The 18,134-nt window shown below is 59.0% G+C and carries 11 protein-coding genes; 9 read left to right on the forward strand and 2 right to left on the reverse strand.

Annotation, left to right across the window (positions count from 1 at the left end; all coding sequences use genetic code 11):
* The 7 genes from pglX (at position 1) to FGQ67_RS06035 (ending at position 11,363) form a co-directional block, all read left to right on the forward strand.
* A complete protein-coding gene (gene pglX / locus FGQ67_RS06005) occupies positions 1-2,517 on the forward strand; it encodes a BREX-1 system adenine-specific DNA-methyltransferase PglX (RefSeq protein ID WP_138340598.1) in 2,517 nt (838 codons plus the stop codon).
* 9 nt (positions 2,518-2,526) lie between these two features.
* Positions 2,527-3,024, forward strand: a complete 498-nt coding sequence (locus FGQ67_RS10180) for a hypothetical protein (RefSeq protein WP_212746013.1) — start codon at positions 2,527-2,529, stop codon at positions 3,022-3,024.
* Between the two features lie 653 nt (positions 3,025-3,677).
* Positions 3,678-4,646 carry a BREX-1 system adenine-specific DNA-methyltransferase PglX gene (locus tag FGQ67_RS06015; protein WP_138340600.1) on the forward strand — a complete coding sequence of 323 codons (969 nt, stop codon included), beginning with the start codon at positions 3,678-3,680 and terminating at the stop codon, positions 4,644-4,646.
* Positions 4,647-4,669: 23 nt separating this feature from the next.
* Positions 4,670-7,378, forward strand: coding sequence for a BREX-1 system phosphatase PglZ type A (pglZ, locus tag FGQ67_RS06020; protein ID WP_138340602.1), 2,709 nt, complete (start codon positions 4,670-4,672; stop codon positions 7,376-7,378).
* A gap of 11 nt (positions 7,379-7,389) precedes the next feature.
* Positions 7,390-9,705 carry a protease Lon-related BREX system protein BrxL gene (brxL, locus tag FGQ67_RS06025; protein WP_171025225.1) on the forward strand — a complete coding sequence of 772 codons (2,316 nt, stop codon included), beginning with the start codon at positions 7,390-7,392 and terminating at the stop codon, positions 9,703-9,705.
* A 74-nt stretch (positions 9,706-9,779) separates the two neighbouring features.
* On the forward strand, positions 9,780-11,144 hold the full coding sequence (locus FGQ67_RS06030) for a hypothetical protein (RefSeq protein ID WP_138340604.1): 1,365 nt from the start codon (positions 9,780-9,782) through the stop codon (positions 11,142-11,144).
* A 27-nt stretch (positions 11,145-11,171) separates the two neighbouring features.
* Positions 11,172-11,363, forward strand: coding sequence for a hypothetical protein (locus tag FGQ67_RS06035; RefSeq protein ID WP_138340605.1), 192 nt, complete (start codon positions 11,172-11,174; stop codon positions 11,361-11,363).
* Between the two features lie 328 nt (positions 11,364-11,691).
* Here FGQ67_RS06035 and FGQ67_RS06040 read toward each other — a convergent pair whose 3' ends face one another.
* Complete coding sequence (locus FGQ67_RS06040) at positions 11,692-13,293, reverse strand: potassium/proton antiporter (RefSeq protein WP_138340607.1); 1,602 nt, start codon at positions 13,291-13,293, stop codon at positions 11,692-11,694.
* 253 nt (positions 13,294-13,546) lie between these two features.
* Here FGQ67_RS06040 and FGQ67_RS06045 point away from each other — a divergent pair, with 253 nt between their 5' ends.
* Positions 13,547-14,386 carry a metallophosphoesterase family protein gene (locus tag FGQ67_RS06045; protein WP_138340609.1) on the forward strand — a complete coding sequence of 280 codons (840 nt, stop codon included), beginning with the start codon at positions 13,547-13,549 and terminating at the stop codon, positions 14,384-14,386.
* Between the two features lie 318 nt (positions 14,387-14,704).
* Here the strand turns inward: FGQ67_RS06045 and FGQ67_RS06050 are convergent, their stop codons facing one another.
* The gene (locus FGQ67_RS06050; RefSeq protein WP_249934401.1) at positions 14,705-16,285 is read right to left on the reverse strand and encodes a lipopolysaccharide biosynthesis protein; all 1,581 of its coding nucleotides are present in this window, start codon (positions 16,283-16,285) and stop codon (positions 14,705-14,707) included.
* Positions 16,286-16,465: 180 nt separating this feature from the next.
* Between FGQ67_RS06050 and FGQ67_RS06055 the strand changes: the two genes are divergently transcribed.
* On the forward strand, positions 16,466-18,037 hold the full coding sequence (locus FGQ67_RS06055; RefSeq protein WP_138340611.1) for an L-lactate permease: 1,572 nt from the start codon (positions 16,466-16,468) through the stop codon (positions 18,035-18,037).
* The last annotated feature ends 97 nt before the right edge of the window (positions 18,038-18,134 follow it).

An 18,134-nucleotide genomic window follows, 5' to 3' on the forward strand; every position in this document is an offset into this window, starting at 1 on the left:
ATGAACGATTCTGCCCTTAAGAGCTTCTGCACCTGGGCCCGTACAGAGCTCATCAAAGGCGTGGAGGCACAGATGGTGCGCTACGGCATCACCGAACCTGCACCTTCGCCCGTTGGGTCCGAGACCGTCAACGGCCTGCCCCTAAGTCCTGCTGAGGTTGAGCAGCGTGACGAGCTGCTGCGCATACAGACAGAGGTGGGTCACGAGGCGCTGCGCGACCGAGCGGCCTACACCTGGTTCAACCGCATCGTGGCCATTCGCTTTATGGATGCACGCGGATGGCTCCCCAGCCGTATGCGCATGCTGAGTCGTGCGGACGGCAGCCATGGCAGCGAGGCCGTGGAGAACGCACTGGACGTGGAGATAGCGACGGCCGATACCGATCGCATAGCCGAGCTCAAGATGGCGGGCTTGGATGAACCGCTGTGGCGCTACCTGTTTATGGCTCAGTGCGAGGAGCTTGCCGATTGCCTGCCGGGCGTCTTTGAACGCGTGGGCGGTGCCATGGAGCTGCTGTTGCCCCAGGGCCTCATGATGTCCGACGGCGTGGTGGGCAAACTCAACACCATTCTCGCTGACGAGGACTGGCGCAAGGGCGTGACCGTTCTGGGCTGGATGTATCAGTACTACAACGCTGACGTCAAAGACGAGTTCTTCAAGGCAAAACGCAAAGCAGCGGCGGCGGACATCGCGCCCGCCACGCAGCTCTTCACCCCCGAGTGGATCGTGCGCTATATGGTCCAGAACTCGCTCGGCCGTCTGTGGATGCTCAACAACCCGGGGAGTTCGCTGCGCGAGCGCATGGAGTATTACATCGAGCCTGATACTGAGCACGAGGACTTCATCCGCATTTCGAGCCCCGAGGAGATAACCATCTGCGACCCCGCATGTGGCTCGGGCCATATCCTGGTCTATGCGTTTGAGCTGCTCTTTGCCGTGTACGAGGAGCGCGGCTACCGCGAGCGCGAGATCCCGGAGCTCATCCTGACCAAAAACCTCGCTGGCATGGAGATCGACCCCCGTGCGGCTCAGATCGCGGAGCTGGCGCTTGCCATGTGCGCCCGCGAGCACGATCGTCGCTTCTTTAGGCGTGGCGTTCGCGCCGACGTTGCCGTGCTCTCGAGCATCCCGCTAGGGGAGGACGAGCTGCCGGGTAACAAGAAGCTCGCCGAGGAGCTGAGTCATTTGGGCGAGATCGGTTCGCTGCTCAATCCCTCAGAGGACGAGATCGACGAGCTCAAGGCTGCCGCCGCGAGTTGTTCCGATGACCTTTTTGCCGCTACGGCCAAAACTAAGCTCGAAAGCGCTGCCGCCATCTGCGAGAAGCTGTCCCGTCGTTTTACCTGCACCGTTGCGAATCCTCCGTATATGGGCAGCAGTAGCTTTAACCCCTTCATGAGCAAGTGGGTCAAGAAGAACTACCCCGACGTGAAGAGCGACCTCTTCTCCAGCTTTGTCGTTCGCATGTTCAGTCTCGCCAAGGACCACGGCGAGTGCGGAGTCATGTCGCCTTTCGTCTGGATGTTCATCGGAAGCTATGAGAAGCTCCGCAACGAGATTATCGACAACAGAACGCTTACCTCCCTCATTCAACTTGAGTACTCGGGCTTCGCTGGTGCGACTGTGCCCATCTGCACCTACACGTTTCACAACTCACTCATCAAGAGCTACAAGGGAGGCTACGTGCGCCTTTCTGACTTCGTTGGCGCCGCTGTCCAGGCTCCCAAGGCCCTCGAGGCAATCCAAAACCCTGACTGCGGTTGGTTCTATCGCCGCAACGCTGACACCTTCAAACAGATCCCCGGCACCCCCATAGCCTACTGGGCCAGCGATGCTCTTGTTGAATCGTTCACAAAAGGAAAGAGGCTCGATGCCATTGCTACTCCGCGACAGGGCTTGGCGACGAGTGATAACGGTCGCTTTTTGAGGAAATGGTGGGAAGTGGTGCCTTCCAACACATCGCGAGATTGCAGCGGCAGGCCCGAGGCAAAGCAAAGTGGTTCCCGTTGGTTCCCGATTATTCGGGGCGGCTCCTATCGAAAGTGGTGGGGTGACTACGACGAGGTGGTTAATTGGTTTGATGACGGTCGGGAGATGAAGGAGGCAATTCTGTCCAAGTATACTTATCTCTCTACACCTGATTTTGTGATCAAGAACCAGAACGACTACTTCAAGCCCGCAGTCTCTTGGTCTAAAATTTCTTCCAGCCTTGCCTCCTTTAGGTTTGCGCCTCGAGGGATGCTTTTTGAGGTAGCCGGAGCATGTCTTTTTGCGGAGCCGAACGAGCTTCGATACATCCAGGCTTTCTGCAACTGTTCCATTGCCGAAATTGATTTGGCGTTTATGTCGCCGACTCTAAACTTTGAGGTAGGCCAAATCGGTCAGTTGCCAATCATCCAAGATGAGGCCGCTGAACCGACTGTCTGTTCGCTCGTTGAAGACTCTCGTTCAATTTCAAAGGCGGACTACGACTCGTTTGAAACCTCTTGGGATTTCAAACGTCATCCGCTGTTGTAGGTGAGCATTGTGGCTAAATCCTACAAACTTGTCGAAGAGACGAAACGAACTACAGCGGAGTGTGCTGAAAAGTGGAACGCCGATAAACGAGATGTTTCCGCCTGGTGTAGGGCTGATTTGATTTCTGGTGCGGTAAAAGAAACCTCCTTCCCGTTCAGGTGGATCATCCCCTGTGATGCGAAGCGTCCCATAGATGCACGCATCATAAGGGAGCTGCTGTGGCAGATAATCGAGCTTGAAAACGAGCGTATTTCCGAAATCGACGTTTCTGCTTGGGGTATTCCGGCAGTCGATATTGCTGGGTGCATTCAATCGTTGAAAGACGCCGATTATTTGGCGTTTTCACAAGAAGGTGTTGGCTTACAAATAACGAAAAAGGGCCTTGCTTTGATTGGCCGCGGTCAGAATGACAAGGCTATAAATGAGACGCCTACGGCACTGAAGTGGACTGCCGATGCCGTGGGTATTATTGCCGGAAGTGCAATAAATCAAATTATCCAAAGATAAGTGCTTCCGCAAGGACGTTGTAGTTTCGAAAGGTAATAACCATGTCTGATTGTTGTATTTATGAACCTCAAAATTACGACCGACAGGAGGTTGATCGTTTTCTGCGTGGTGAGACTAGGGAAATATGCATTGAGTTGAAGTGCGTTAAGCAGGAAAAGTCAGAGGACTTTGCGATAACGGATGTGGTTTTGCAGCTCGATTTAATAATGTGTGAGAAGCCGCACATGTGCAACGTTTCCGCTCATGATACCCCTTATTTTGATCCGTCTGGTTTAGCAACGCTTTCATTTTTGATTACCGAGAAGACAGTCGGTTCGCAAGATTACCATGCGATTTGTCGCTGTGGGAACGCTCGCGATCTATTGGGGGGATCTCGATTGCTCCTTGTAATTTCGGAAAGGAGCGAATCTCGAGAATGCGCATTTGAGTTTAGTCCAGCATTGGGAGTGTTTGGCAGATACGTGTGGCATGAAGTCGATTTGAAAGCTTCCATTGGATAGGAGAGCGATTTCATATCGCGCAATTAAGACGAATCAGCTGCTTTCGAGCAAGAGATACGCCGGTGTCGCGCGGCGCATAGGGCCGAGCTCCGAGCCTGATTTTTTCACGGCGACCGATTAATTGAAAGACCATGGGAAACGGAAGGCGGCACAATGACAACGCTTTTGGCCGATAAATACGAGGCTCGCAAGGCCGAGGTCAATACTCGCTTTGAGCAGCTTCGCGCTAACGAGGAAGAGCTCAACCGAATCTTTGCCAAGATCTACAACATGGAGGGCGAGGTACCCATCGAGGTCGAGGATAAGTACGTCTCGGTGGCGCGCATCTTCGACACCGCCGACGAGATTCCCGAGAGCTATAAGGGTAACAAATACGTGCGTACCAAGCGCGATGAGATCACCTCGCTCATAAGCTATGCCGTGGGCTGCATGTTCGGCCGCTATTCGCTGGATGTGGACGGGCTGGTCCTGGCCGATCAGGGCGCCACGGTCGACGACTATCTGGCCAAGATGCCCGATTCCGCGCATGTGACCTTTATGCCCGATAGCGATAACGTGCTGCCCATTACCGATGACGAGTACTTTGACGACGACATCGTGCGCTACTTTATCGACTTTGTGCGCACCGTGTATGGCGAGGAGACGCTTGAGCAGAACCTGGCCTTTATTGCCGAGGCACTCGGTGGTAAGGGTACCTCGCGCGAGGTAATCCGCACCTACTTTCTGAAGGACTTCTTTCAGGACCACTGCCAGACCTATAAGAAGCGCCCCATCTACTGGCTGTTCGACAGCGGCAAGAAGAACGGCTTCAAGTGCCTTGTTTACATGCATCGCTACCAGCCTGACCTGTTGGCTCGCATCCGCACCGACTATGTGCATGAGCAGCAGGAGCGCTACCGTGCCCAGATCGGGTATGCCAACGATGCCCTTGTCAGTGCCGAGCGCGGCGAGCGCGTGCGCTTGGATAAGCGCATCAAAAAGATCAACGACCAGCTCAAAGAGACCATTGCCTACGAGGAGAAACTGCACCACTTGGCAGACCAGATGATTAAGATCGACCTGGATGACGGCGTCAAGGTCAACTACGCCAAGTTTCAGGATGTGCTGGCGAAGATTAAGTAACTGTAGATACGGTAAGGATATTCATGCCCAAGATCGATGTAGAAGAACAGCTCAAGCTGCGATTTTTGCAGCCGTTGTCCTCATGCGCGCCGCGCCGTGTTGTGGTTTGGCACGATGCGGACGGCGAGTTTGCTCCTGAGTTTGAGCGATTGGCTGCCGAGGGTTTCGACGGCGTGGGGGCCGATGCCGGCGTAATGCCTGCTCACGGTGACTTTGAGCGCCCGGTGCGCTTTGTTGAGGCCTGCGAGGGCCGTATGTTTGCCGTCAAGAAGCTCATCAACCGCGATGACCTTGCGAGCGATATCTTGCTGTATCGCCGTTGCCCGCGCGGCAGGCTTGAGGGTGATTGGCTTGCCGATGTTGAGCTGTATGCCGATCAGTTCCAGGCTGACTATCTTTCGCTTTTGGCCGATCAGCTAGGCATCGAGAATATCGACGCCGTGCGCGAGAGCCTGCGCGAGCACAAGACGTTCTTTGATGCCAAGACCCGCTGCGCTAAGTTTGCCGCGTGTGTTCCGCATGCCTCGGGCGCATCCGATATCGAACTCGGCATCCTTACGGTGATTTTTGGCGGTAAAGAGCTTGGTGACGCGCGCCCCGCGTTTGTGCTGCGTGGCTGTATGACCATGCTGCTGCGCGAGGGTCCCGAGGCGCTGGCCGAGTTGATGGACAAGTACTGCGTGCGCGATGTGCTCTCTGCCTTTATGCTTCGCTGCTATGGGTTTGAGGGACCGCTGTATGAGCGCGACTCATTGCTTATGCTTTCATCCCATGTGCTCCTTACAGCGGCGTCTACCGCGCTTCCCGCGGGGGCGCTCAAGGGACTCGAAAGCTATGTGGCTCCCACCTACGGCCCCTATTGCCTTGAGGCGGTGCGCACGTGGGACCAGGCCGCCGACACCCAGGCGTCGAGCGAGGACCTATTTGAGATCTGTCGTTTGGTGGAGGATGCCCGCGGGCTCTTTGTGCGGTTTGAGGCTTTGCCGATCGATGCGCTGGCCTCGCTTGATGTGTTTCCGTGCGTCAATGAGGCCGTGCTCTCGCAGCTGTTCTGCTCGTTTGCCCAGGGCGCGGACCGTGTTGAGGATGCGCGCGCATTTGCTGCGCGTCGCTGCGACCTAAGCTGGTACCGTCGCGTTGAGAGCTACTTTGACCTGCTTGCTGCCGTGGCCCATATGTGCTCTTTTAGGCAGACGCACGCGGGCGGGTTCCATCTGGCGCAACCCCAGCAGGTGTGGGATGCCTACACGTCCGATTGGTATGCCATGGACGTTGCCTATCGCCATATGTGCACCGCGTATCTGCGGACGCGCTCCGTTGAGTGCGATGTGCTCGAGGAGCCCACCCGCGCTGTGGCGGACTGGGCGGAGAATCTCTACAGCAACTGGTTCTTGGCGGATGCCAATGCCTGCTGGGCAGCCGCTGCGCAAGGGGAGTGGGCCGATTGCGGCTACATCGATGGCCCTGCACGGCAGGATGAGTTCTACTGGCATGTGCTGCCCACCTTTGTGGGCTCTGCCAAAACGACGGTCATTATCGTGAGCGACGCGTTGCGCTATGAGGTGGCCCGCGACGTTGCGGCGCTGCTCGAGCGCGAGCGCGGAGGCAACGTCAAGGTCTCTAGCGTGCAGGCGGTCTTTCCCTCCATTACTGAGGTGGGCATGCCCGCGCTGCTGCCACACCAAGCGCTTGAGCTTGCAACGGATGGCTCGTTTGTGTTGGCTGACGGCATGCCCACTGCGACGACTCCGCAGCGCGAGGCCGTACTTACCTACGTTGAGCCCACGGCCTGCGCTTTACGCTCGAGCGCATACCTCAACATGGCGGGAACCGAGCGTAAGGCGCTGCTCAAGGACTCAAGACTTGTCTACCTCTACCACAACAAGATCGATGCCACGGGCGAGAAGGCCGCTACGCAGGATGACGTCTTCGGTGCCTGTGCGGACACCGTGGAGGAACTTGCTGCGTTGGCGCGTCGCGTGTGCACCGACGCCCCGGGCGCGCGTGTTGTTATAACGGCGGACCACGGCTTTATCTACACGCGTCGGGAGCTCAGCGAGTGCCAGATGCTCGGCAAACCGGACCTTCCCGTCCTTGACGCTCCCGTCATGTACGGCAAGCGTCATCTGGTGGTGCCCAACGAGGCCGTGGGCGAGCTTTCGGACGAGGTACGTGGGGTGTTTGTTAATGTTAACATGGGACGTTTGGGCGCCGGTTTTGAGGGGTTTGCCCCGCGCGAGAACGTGCACTTCAAGCGTCCCGGCGGCACTAACAACTACGTCCACGGCGGCATGAGCCTGCAGGAGCTTTGCGTGCCCGTTATTGGATTTTGGCGTGCGCGCTCGGGTTCCAAGGACTTTGTCGACACGCGCGCGGCGACGTTGCGCGTGCTAAGTGAGGGGCGCCGGGTGACCAACTCGCTCTTCTCGCTCAACTTGATCCAGGAAGAACCAGCCCAAGGCAAGGTCTTGCCGTGCGAATACGAGCTGGTGTTTACCGATGCAAGCGGCAACGAGGTGAGCGATACGGTCAAGGCGCATGCTAACAAGACTTCTGTTAATTCGCAGGAGCGCGTTGTGCATGCCAAGTTTGCGTTGCATGCAGCGGATGGATTCTCGGCCAAGGGTCCGTACTATCTGGTCTGCCGCGAGCGCGAGACGGGCAAGATCGTTTGGCGCGAGACGTATACCATTGCCGTCTCGTTTGCCCCTGTTGCTGACTTTGGTTTTTAGGAGTGTGCCCTATGTTTGATAGCCATGACGACGATCTGTGGGAAGTTCCCTCGATTGATGTGGATGTGCCCGTGGAGGAGGCCGTGCCTGCCCCGGAGCCGTTGGGTGCTGTGCCCGTTGAGTCTGTGGCGACCACCAAGGACGAATCCTCGACCGATGGCTATGACCAGGCCGCGGACGAGGCTCCCGAGGACGACGGCTACGACATGGACGGGCTGGATGGCAAACTGCTTGAGCACTTTGCCGGCAAGATCGTGCGCAAGGACCTGACGGCCCTTATGAAGCGCGGCGCCAACGTGCCCACCTTTGTGCTGGAGTACCTGCTGGGCATGTACTGCTCAACCGACGACGAGGATGCCGTGGCAGAGGGTTTGGGCCGCATTCGCAGAATCCTCACCGATAACTACGTGCGTCCCGACGAGTCCGAGCGCATTAAGTCCAAGATCCGTGAGCTGGGTCGTTTTACCATCATCGACAAGGTGACGGCCAAGCTCGACGAGTATAAAGATATCTACGTGGCGTCGTTTGCCAACCTGACCATCGAGCCGTTTGTGATGCCGGCCGAGTACGTGCGCGACTATTCCAAGATTCTGCAGGGTGGTATTTGGTGCATCATGAGCATCGAGTATCGTCACCCCTTGGATGAGGAAGACGAGTTTGGCATGGAGGTCTTTGGCGACGATGCGCCGCGCCGCGCCAAGGCCAAGCGTAAGAAGCGTGGGCCCGAGGACTCTCCGTTCAGCGTGGCGTCGCTAACGCCCATTCAGATGCCCAACCTGGACCTGGATGCCATGGTCGAAGAGCGCCAGTATTTCTCGCGCGACGAGTGGCTCAACATGCTGCTGCGCTCCGCTGGCTATGAGCCCAACGAGCTTTCCGAGAAAGAGCGCCTGCACTTTATCGAGCGTATGGTGCCGCTCATCGAGCGCAACTACAACCTGTGCGAGCTGGGTCCGCGCGGCACCGGCAAGAGCCATATCTACAAAGAGGTCTCGCCCTACGCCATCTTGCTTTCGGGCGGCCAGACAACCACGGCCAACCTATTCGGCCGAATGAACTCCATGCGCGCCGACCGCGTGGGCTTGGTGGGCCATTGGGACTGCGTGACGTTCGACGAGGTCGCCGGCATGCGCTTTAAGGACACCAACGCCGTGCAGATCATGAAGGACTACATGGCGAGCGGCAGCTACGCGCGCGGCCGCGACCAGATTAACGCCGATGCCTCCATGGTCTTTGAGGGCAACATCAACGACACCGTGCAAAACGTCCTTAAGACCACGCACCTGTTTGATCCGTTCCCGCCGGAGTTTAACAACGATTCGGCCTTCTTCGACCGTATCCACTATTACTTGCCGGGCTGGGAGATTCCCAAGATGCGCTCGAGCTTGCTGACCGGGCATTACGGCCTGATCACCGACTGCCTGTCGGAGTTTTGCAAGGAGATGCGTCGCAAGGACTTTACGCACCATATCGACCGGTATTTCCGCTTTAACAGCGACTTTAACAAGCGTGACGAGATCGCCGTGCGCAAGACCTTTAGCGGCCTGGCCAAGCTGCTGTTCCCCGACGAGGCTATGGACAAGGACGACGTGCGCTGGCTGCTGGACTACGCCATTGAGGGCCGTCGCCGTGTAAAGGAGCAGCTCAAGATTATGGCGGGCGTCGAGTTTATCGACGTCAACCTGGGTTATATGGATGCCGACAACCCGCAGGACGTGCACGTGGTGCGCGTGCCCGAGCAGACCGAGGACACGCTGATTCCCGACGGGCCGCTGCTGTCCGGCCACGTATTTGGCGTGGGCAGGTCGCAGGGCGGCGAGGTTGCCGTATACAAGCTGGAGAACAAGGCCGTTGCCGGCGAGTGCAAGTTTAAGTACGAGGGCGTGGCCTTTAACAAGCCGGTGCGCAATACGCTGGAAGCCGCGTTCGACAACTTTGTGAACCTGGCGAACCGCGTGGCGCCGGGCATGCACATTGGCTCCAAGGATTACCTGCTGTTCTACAACGACCTACAGAGCAAGGGCCTGTCCGAGGAAGTTTCGCTCGCCGAGTTTGTGGGACTTTGCTCTGCGGCATGCAACCGCCCGGTGATGCCTGCGCTGGCGATTCCGGGAATCTTGCGCATGTCGGGCTCTATGGACGAGATCCGCGGGCTCGAGGACATTATGCGCGTGGCCAAAAACGCCGGCGCCAAGCGCGTGATTTTGCCGCTGAGTGCCATCGCGGGCCTGCAGAGCGTTTCGTCCGAGATTATCTCGGGCCTGAGCCCGGTGTTCTACATGGATGGCGACCCGGTTGACGCTGCGAAAAAGGCTCTGGATCTGTAGAAGTGCGGGCGAGCGGGTTTGTGTGCGCGTGAGCCCGCGAGCGTATTGGCGTGTTCGGGTAAGGAGGCCTTGCCATGGCGGGCGAGCGTTCTGTTGGCGAGCTGCTCGACGAGCTGTTTGGCTTTGAATCGGTAGCCAAGCGTCAGACGGCGCTTGAGCAGTACGATCGTGGGGAGCTGGTGCGCAAGGCGCACTCCCGCGAGCTGTTGGGTGTTCTTAGGGGCGTCGAGGCTGCTGAGCACGCTGCGCGCAAGTCTGCCGTGCGGGCTGTTGATGGGTATGTTCGCCGTGTTGAGAGCGCTGCGCTTGCACACGCTCGCAAGCAGGCGGGCATTGTTGATCCGCTGCGGATGGAGCGTCGCTATGCTGCCTTTTTGCGCATGGAGGACAAGGCCGAGCTGCTGACGCGCCTGGAGCAGACGCTTGCGTTTATCGAGGTAAAGCTGCGTGCCAATACGGCGGCCAGGGTTCGTGCGGCATACGATGCTGCGGGGGCTATGGTGCTGCAGGACGTGGCGCGCTTGAGTGGCGTGCGCGTTGTCGACGCCGTGCCTTTGGATGCCGACCTGCTGTGTACGCAACTGGAGCAGTTGCGTTGTGCCGCCGATGCGACGGACCTTGCGGGCATGATCACAGCGACGTTTGAGTCCGAGCTGAGTGCGACTGGCTCGCAGCGCGCTGACGGGTTTACGGGCGATTTGGCCGGTGATGTTGCTGGCGACGTGGCGTTGGAGCGTGAACTTACGAACGTGCGCGGCGCTGCGCAGCGAGCGCGCTTGGCGGCGCAGGCGTATCGGGCCGAGCGCGCTGCCCGCGTTGCGGGGAGCACGGTGGAGCCTTCGGGGCTGCCGGAGTCTGCGTGCGTTGCGTGCGAGATGGCGTGCGATGCCGGTTTGCTTTCCGAGCTGCTCGTTCAGGTTAAGAAGTCGTTCGAGACCTACCGCCGCGTTGTTGCCGACGGCGGGTTGTTCTGTGCGTTTGGCACAGGCTCCCCGCACGGCATTTGTTGTGGCACGAGCTATTTGGACTACGATTCTCGGCTTGCTGAGGACGTGCTGGTGGGCGAGTACGATGGTGCAACCAGGCATACTGTTCGGCGTGAGGTTGCGATTCCCGAGCTGGTGGATGAGGCTTCGGACGAGGGCGGCGATTCGCTCAAGGTTGCCGTGGCGCGCATGCAGGAGTTTAACGGACGCCGTTACGATGGCGTGCTGGATGAGGATCCCGCGCGTCATGTGGATGCGTTTTGGTATGGACTCAAAAAGCTCAGCCAGTATTGCGAGGCTGCCGTGCGTGTGGATGAGCGTGCTTGGGATTGCTTTATCGATAAGGTGCAGTTCGCCTACGATGAGCCCGTGGGGCGCTTGGCCACGCAGATGGACGACAAGCAGGTTGCGGCTTTTGTTGCTGCCGTGAATGAGCTTGGCACTGACGAGTAAGGGTCTGGTTTGGCGGGAGATTTCACCATGAAGATCGACGTTGATGTAGACCAGCTACGCGAGAGCCTGCTCGATCGCGCTGGGAGCGCAGTCGGCGTGGGCTTTCCCGCTGCCATGCTCGACGCAGTGGATATCGAGGATGAGTCGCCCCAAGAGCTCCTGGCCCGAGCCGAACGCGAAGGCCTCGACCTCCGCGACTTTGCCGTCGACGACGACTAGGGTAGCTAATTTGGGAAGGGGCGTCTGCACCCGCAGCTGCGCGAAAATGCACGATAAGCCGTCGCAATGGAGCCTAATGAGCTCGCGACCGTTCTTTTTTTGACTGCTCGCTGGCTAAGTGAGTAGGCTTTATTGGAAATCCTGAGCACTCGACAAATTTGCTTCAACAAACCCGCAGGTCACAGACTTGTGCTTTGGTGGCGTGGTTGGCGATTTGGCAAAAGTCTACTCACTTAGTTTTGAGAGACGCTAATTGTCCGCAACGAGACCCCAGCCGGGGCGATTGATGCTCAAATGTAGCCAATTCGGGACGGCAACCCCCTGGTCGCTACGACGCCAGCGTGGCGATGACGGCTTCGTCGCCGGCGTATATGAGGGTGTTGCCGTCGGGGATGATGGTTTGGCCGTCGCGCTTGAGCATCACGACGATAAAGGGGTGCTTGCCCTGCGGCACGTCGCGCAGGCGCTGTCCTGCCAGACGCCCGTGGGGCGTTACGGTGACCTCGCGCAGCGTAACCTCGGCACGCTCTTCAAACGTCGGCGCGGCCATAACCAGAAGGTCGCCTTCTTCAATTACGGTATCACCGTTAGGCAGCACGGGGTGTGCGCCGTCACGCAGCACCAGGACCACGAGCATGTCGGTGACGCTGCCAATGTCCGCAAGCGAGCGACCGGCAAACGGATGGCCCGCGCCCACCTTGAGCTTAACGAACGACATGCCGTCCTCGTCGCGGTAATCGTTAAACGTGCGACGCACATCGCCTTCTGCGTCAATCATGTCGAGCTTCTTTGCCACCGCCGGCAGCAGCGATCCCTGCACCACGATGCTCGACACGGCAATTACAAAGACCAGGTCAAACAGGTCGTGACTGCCGGGAACGCCGGCCACCACGGCAAAGAGGCTAAATACGACCGAAGCCGCGCCGCGCAGGCCCGCCCAGCTTACGAGTGCGACCTGGCGAGGATTGGTCTTAAAGGACGCCAGCAGCATGCCCACGGCGATGGGGCGGCTCACAAAGAGCATAAACGCCATGAGTGCCAGGCCTGGTAGCAGCATTTGCGGCAGACGTGCGGGTGTGACAAGCAAGCCCAGCAAGAAGAAGATGGTCATCTCGGCCATCTCGGTAAGGGTGTCAAAAAAGTGTGCCATCTCGACCTTGCCGGTGATGTCGCTCGCACCCAGCACAATGCCTGCCAGGTATACGGACAAAAAGCCGTTGCCACCCAGATAGCTTGGCAGCGCGTAGGCAATGATCGCCACGGCGAACAAGAAGATGGTCTGCGCGCCCTCGGCCGTTGCATGTGCGCGTTCAATCAGGCGGCTGGATATCCAGCCGATGGCAAGGCCCAGCCCAACACCCAGAATGATCTGTTTGGCCAGCAGCACGGGAATGTCGATGTTGCCGCCCGCCGCGAGGGTCGCGAGCACCGCGGTGAGCATGTAGGCGACGGGGTCGTTGGAGCCCGATTCGACCTCGAGCAGCGAGTCGGTGCCGCCCCTCAGTGACAGGTTGTGTTCGCGCAGCACGCTAAAGACGCTCGCCGCATCGGTCGATGCCACGACCGATCCCAGCAGCAGGCCGCCGATCCAGTCGAAGCCCAATACAAAATGTGCGAACACGCCGGTGATACCGGCAGTGATGACGACGCCGAGCGTGCTCAGTAGTACCGCGGGCGCAGCGACAGGCTTAGCGCGGTCGATATTGGTGTTAAAGCCGCCGTAGAACATGATGAACAGCAGCGCCGTGCTGCAGACGGTTTCGGTGAGCGCATAGTCGCTAAAGTCGATATGCGCCGGGCCGTTGACGCCCAACAGCATGCCGAGCGCGATAAAGATGAGCAGGGTGGGGAAGGGGAGTTTTTTGCCGACGGGTTTGATGGTCAGGCACAAAATGATGACGAGGCCGATAAAGAGAAGGATCTGGTTCATAGATGGTGTCCGCTCCTGGGTGGTTGGCGTGGCACGGTCAGTTGCCTGCGGTTATTTGTACCCAAAGATGGTGGGTTTATGGGGTTGGATTGCGGGCGTGCGCGATATCGTCATAGACGGCTGCCGTCTTTGCCTCTGCTCGGAAACCCTTTCCAGCTTTATTGCAACGGAGTACAATGGGTAACGTTTAAGTTCAACTTGAAGTTTTAGTTGCGGCACCGGGCTTCGGCCGCAATGCAAGGAGAGGCGTACCATGGCGATCTATGTGACATCTGACGCTCACGGGCACGTGCGTGCGCTTGACGAGGCCCTGTCTAAGATCTCGTTGACGTCCGACGACACACTGTACGTGCTGGGCGACATGATCGATCGCGGGCCCGATCCGGTCGGCGTTATTAAGCTCGTGCGCTCGCTGCCCAACGCCCGCGTGCTCAAGGGTAATCACGAGCAGATCATGCTCGATGCCATCATTGGCCAGGATCCGCTCGATGCCGAGACCTGGGATATCAACGGTGGCTGGACGACGCGCGAGCAGCTCAACGACATGGAATATGAGGCATACGAGGAACTCGTGCGATGGATGGCCGCGCTGCCGCTCTACGCGGTGGTCGAGACTGCCGAGCGGCCGTACCTGCTGGTGCACGCCGGCATTCAGACCGAGGCGGCGCGTGCGTTTTTGCTTGAGCATGGCGTCGATTGTGCCGATGGCGTCGGAGCGGTGGATGCCGATCGCGAGCTGCTGCAGCAGATGCTCGCGGTGCAGTCGTCCGATGACCTGCTATGGATTCGTCACGGCTATTGGGATGTGCCGACCGGGCTGCTTTCTGCCGAGGGCAAGGGCCCGGTCGTGGTGAGCGGTCATACGCCCACGGTATCGCTTGGGCGCTATTGCGAGGTCGGTGGTCTGGCGGGGCTCGATGAGGAGTCGGGCCGCGGGCAGATCGTGCGCTTGGGCGGCGAGGACACTGCCGGTGTGCCCGATCGCATCGACATCGACTGCGCCGCCGCCACCGGCTCCGAGTTCGGCCGCGTGGGCATCCTGCGCCTGGACGACGGGGCGGAGTTCTACGCGAACATCAACCCGGGCGAATAATCGGTGCAAGTGGTAGCTAATTTGGGACGGGACTTTTTTGACTACTTTTGCCCTTCTGCCCGCTAATTGATTTCTCTGGGACGGGGATTAAATAATCATTTGGCTGCCCGCTGGCTAAGTGAGTAGACTTTTTTGGAAATGCCGAGCACCCAACATATTTGCCTCAATAAAACCGCAGGTCACAGACTTGTGCTCTGTCGGTGTGGTCGGGGATTCGGTAAAAGTCTACTCACTTAGTTTTGCGTGATGCATATTGTTCGCAACGAGACCCCAGCCGGGGCGATTCCATCGCAAATTCCGGTGACCGGGGGCAGCTAATTAGGCTCCGTATGGGTTGCGGTCGCGTTCGATGCGTTGGCGGATGCGGCGGTACTCGATAATCAACAGTGCCAGCAGTAGGGCCATGATGGCTAGGTAACTCATGGCGGCGCCCATCAGGCCGAGCAGATTGATCAAAATCACCGGCAGCACCACGCTTATGGCAAAACAAATCAGGTAGACCTTGGTGACGTCGCCGGCATGGCGCAGCACCGTGATGATGGCGTAGATAAAATCGATGGCCGCGGTGACGCCGCCGGCGACGACCATCAGCAGCGCCAGCGTACGGTAGCGCTCAAAGCTGAGACCGTACATTAAGCTCATGAGGGGAATACCGGGACCTGCCATAAATGCGGCGCACACGCCGGTGATGACCACGATCAGCGCCATAACGGCAACAATAATCAGGTCAAAGCGACGACGCTTGCGAGGATTAGCCCAAATGCTCGACAAGCGCAGGAGCTGCGGTTTATAGACAAATCCAATGCTCAACAGAATAGCCTGAGCTGGAAAAAACAGAGCATTAAAGTACAGCTGGTATTTGTAGGCCAGTGTTCCTTCCATCACAAACTTGGGCATGCTCTCGATAAGATTGAACAGGAATAGCGCGCCAAAGAGTGGGGCGCACTGGACAAACAGGTGGCCGACCTCGTGCAGGCTCACGCGGCGCGATTTTTCGGTCTCGAGCAGGGCGAGCGGCGCGGTGACCAGCACGAGCGTGGCGATCGCGGCGATGCCCATGGCCATGGCCGCGATGGGCATGCTGCGCGTGAGGAACAGTGCCACGCTAAAGACCGCGATGACGCCGACGGAGCGTAGCGTTTGGCTCATGCCGGCCAGGTAGAGCTTGTCGGCCTGCTGCAGGCGGCCTTCGTACACGTCGGCGACGCCGTCGATGACCTTATACAGGTAGACGCCCAGGCCGATCGTCGCCATTTGCGCGTCATAGCTGCGGGCGCTGCTGTACATGAGGCCGCAGCCTAGGGCGAGCGCTCCGCAGATCCAGCGATTGAGCTGGTAGGAGGCGAAGGACGTCTTTTCGTCGATGTCCGAGACCTGGAAATTGCGCACGCCGTAGTTGCACGCGATCATAATGAGCGTGCCGGTGACGAAGGCGATGGAGAATTTGCCTGCTTCTTCGGCGCCCACGAGCTGCGTGGACACGATGGTGAGCAGCGGAAACGCCAAGCCCCACACGGCGGTGCCGAGAGTGTTCCAAAGGTAATCGCGGCGGGTGGCGTGCTCTTCGTATTCAGCCTCTTGCGTGGAGAACCCGCCGCCGTAGACGGCGCCGAGCAGACGGTTCCACCAAGCGTTGACCATGCGGCGTACGGGGCCGGGCTCTCGATCGCGCTCGCGCCGGTGACGTGTGACTTGGTTGCTATTGGGGCCGCCGGCGTTGCGGTGGCTCAGCTCCTGGATGCGTGCGAGCTCTTCGGCCGTGTGGGAGGCAGGGAAGAGGCCGTTCTCGATGCGGCCGCCCTGGGCCTTCGCGGCGCCGTCTCTCGATGCAGCGGGGTTGGAGGTGCCGTTGCGGCGGGCGATGGCGCGGCGAATGCTATCGAGGGGCGTGATGCTCAAAGCGGAGTCCTTTCTATTGCTGCGCTCTAGTATAGACGCGACGGTGTTCGCTCGTGTTTTTGAACGGATTGTTCAATATTTTCGGCAGGCGGCTGTAATTTGTCGGTAAACGTGGGTTATCCTGTTGAAGTTTTGTGACACCCCCGATGCCGCCCACGCGGCACCAAGGAGCTTCTACCTATGGACGTCGCCGCATTCTTACTGGCTCTTGTGCCGATTATTTGGCTGGTCGTGATGCTGCTGTGCTTTAAATGGCCAGCATGGAAGGCCGCTATCGGATCGTTTGTCCTTTCGTGCTTGCTTGCCTTCGCATGGTGGCACCTGCCGGCAGCGCAGATCGCGACCGCCTCGCTCGAAGGCTTTTTGATGGCCCTGTGGCCCATCGTGCTCGTGATTATCGCCGCGGTGTTCACGTATAACCTGTGTGTGCGCACGGGCGCCATGGACGTGATCGGCAGCATGATCACCTCCATCAGCAGCGATCGTCGTCTGCTGGCGCTGCTCGTGGCCTGGTGCTTCGGTGGCTTTATGGAGGGCATGGCCGGCTTTGGTACCGCCGTTGCCATTCCCGCCGGCATGCTCGCGGGCCTTGGTTTTGAGGCCGTGCCTGCCGTGCTGATTTGCCTGCTGGCCAACGGCGTGCCCACGCCCTACGGCTCCATTGGCATCCCCACAGTGTCCGTTGCCGACCTGGTGGGCCTGGATTCCCTGCATTTGGCGACCGTTCAGTTGGTGCAGCTCGCACCGTTCTTTGTGGTGATGCCGCTGCTTATTGTGCTGGTTGCGGGTCGTGTTGCCGATGACCAGGGCAATATTGCAAGCGTTGCCGAGCGTCTGCACGGCGTTGCCGGCGTGGCACTGCTTTCCGGTGTGTCCTTTGTTGGTGCGGCCCTGGTCGTTGCCATGTTTGTGGGTCCCGAGCTGGCCGTGGTCGTGGGCTCCATCGTGTCACTCGCGCTGACTGCCGCGCTTGCCATGCGCGCCGAGAAGTCCGGTCACCTGGACGCGCGCTTCCATATGAATATCGAGGCCGGGGAGAAGCTCACCGTTAAGTCGGCGCTTTCGGCCTGGTCGTGCTTCATCCTGATCTTTGTGTTGCTGCTGGGCACGTCTAACCTGGTACCCGCCGTGCATGCTGTGCTCGCGCCGTTTGCGAGCCATGTGCAGGTGTATTGCGGTGAGAATCCCGGTACGCTTACGTTTTCGTGGATCAACACGCCGGGCGTCTGGATTTTCCTGGCGGCGTTTGTCGGCGGCGCCATTCAGGGTGCTTCGCCGCGCATGATGGGCGAGGTGCTGGTCGCGACCGTCAAGCAGATGATGCCGACGGTCATCACGATGCTTTCGGTACTGGGCTGCGCCAAGGTGATGGGCTATGCCGGCATGATTTCTTCGATCAGTGCGTTTTGCATTGCGGTCGCCGGCGGCCTGTACCCGATTCTGGCTCCGTGGATCGGTGCGGTCGGTGCGTTCGTGACCGGTTCGGGCACATCTTCGGGCATGCTGTTTGGCCCCATTCAGAGCCAGGCTGCCACTGCGCTGGGTGTGAGCGACTACTGGATGGTCGCGTTGAACGCCCTGGGCGTCGCCGCCGGTAAGATGATCTCGCCGCAGACGCTCGCCATTGGTCTTGCCGCCGTGCACGTGCGCGGTAAGGATGCCGAGCTCCTAGGCGCGGTGCTGCCCTACGCTGCCGGCATGCTGGTCCTGATGAGCGCCATAGCCATGCTCGGCCAAGGCCTGCCGCTGTAGTCGGCACTTAGGGACGTTCCTTATGTGCCGGTACTTTGGGAACGTCCCTAAGTGCCGGCATCTGGGGACACTCCTTGAATGTTGCCTGTTCAAGAAC

Source organism: Collinsella aerofaciens (assembly GCF_005845035.1).
GTDB classification, from domain to species: Bacteria; Actinomycetota; Coriobacteriia; order Coriobacteriales; family Coriobacteriaceae; genus Collinsella; species Collinsella aerofaciens_I.

Bases quoted from the DNA above. Each gene is read 5' to 3' on its own strand.
- pglX (WP_138340598.1), top strand. From the start codon at position 1: ATGAACGATTCTGCCCTTAAGAGCTTCTGCACCTGGGCCCGTACAGAG.
- FGQ67_RS06015 (WP_138340600.1), top strand. From the start codon at position 3,678: ATGACAACGCTTTTGGCCGATAAATACGAGGCTCGCAAGGCCGAGGTC.
- pglZ (WP_138340602.1), top strand. From the start codon at position 4,670: ATGCCCAAGATCGATGTAGAAGAACAGCTCAAGCTGCGATTTTTGCAG.
- brxL (WP_171025225.1), top strand. From the start codon at position 7,390: ATGTTTGATAGCCATGACGACGATCTGTGGGAAGTTCCCTCGATTGAT.
- FGQ67_RS06030 (WP_138340604.1), top strand. From the start codon at position 9,780: ATGGCGGGCGAGCGTTCTGTTGGCGAGCTGCTCGACGAGCTGTTTGGC.
- FGQ67_RS06035 (WP_138340605.1), top strand. From the start codon at position 11,172: ATGAAGATCGACGTTGATGTAGACCAGCTACGCGAGAGCCTGCTCGAT.
- FGQ67_RS06040 (WP_138340607.1), bottom strand. From the start codon at position 13,293: ATGAACCAGATCCTTCTCTTTATCGGCCTCGTCATCATTTTGTGCCTG.
- FGQ67_RS06045 (WP_138340609.1), top strand. From the start codon at position 13,547: ATGGCGATCTATGTGACATCTGACGCTCACGGGCACGTGCGTGCGCTT.
- FGQ67_RS06055 (WP_138340611.1), top strand. From the start codon at position 16,466: ATGGACGTCGCCGCATTCTTACTGGCTCTTGTGCCGATTATTTGGCTG.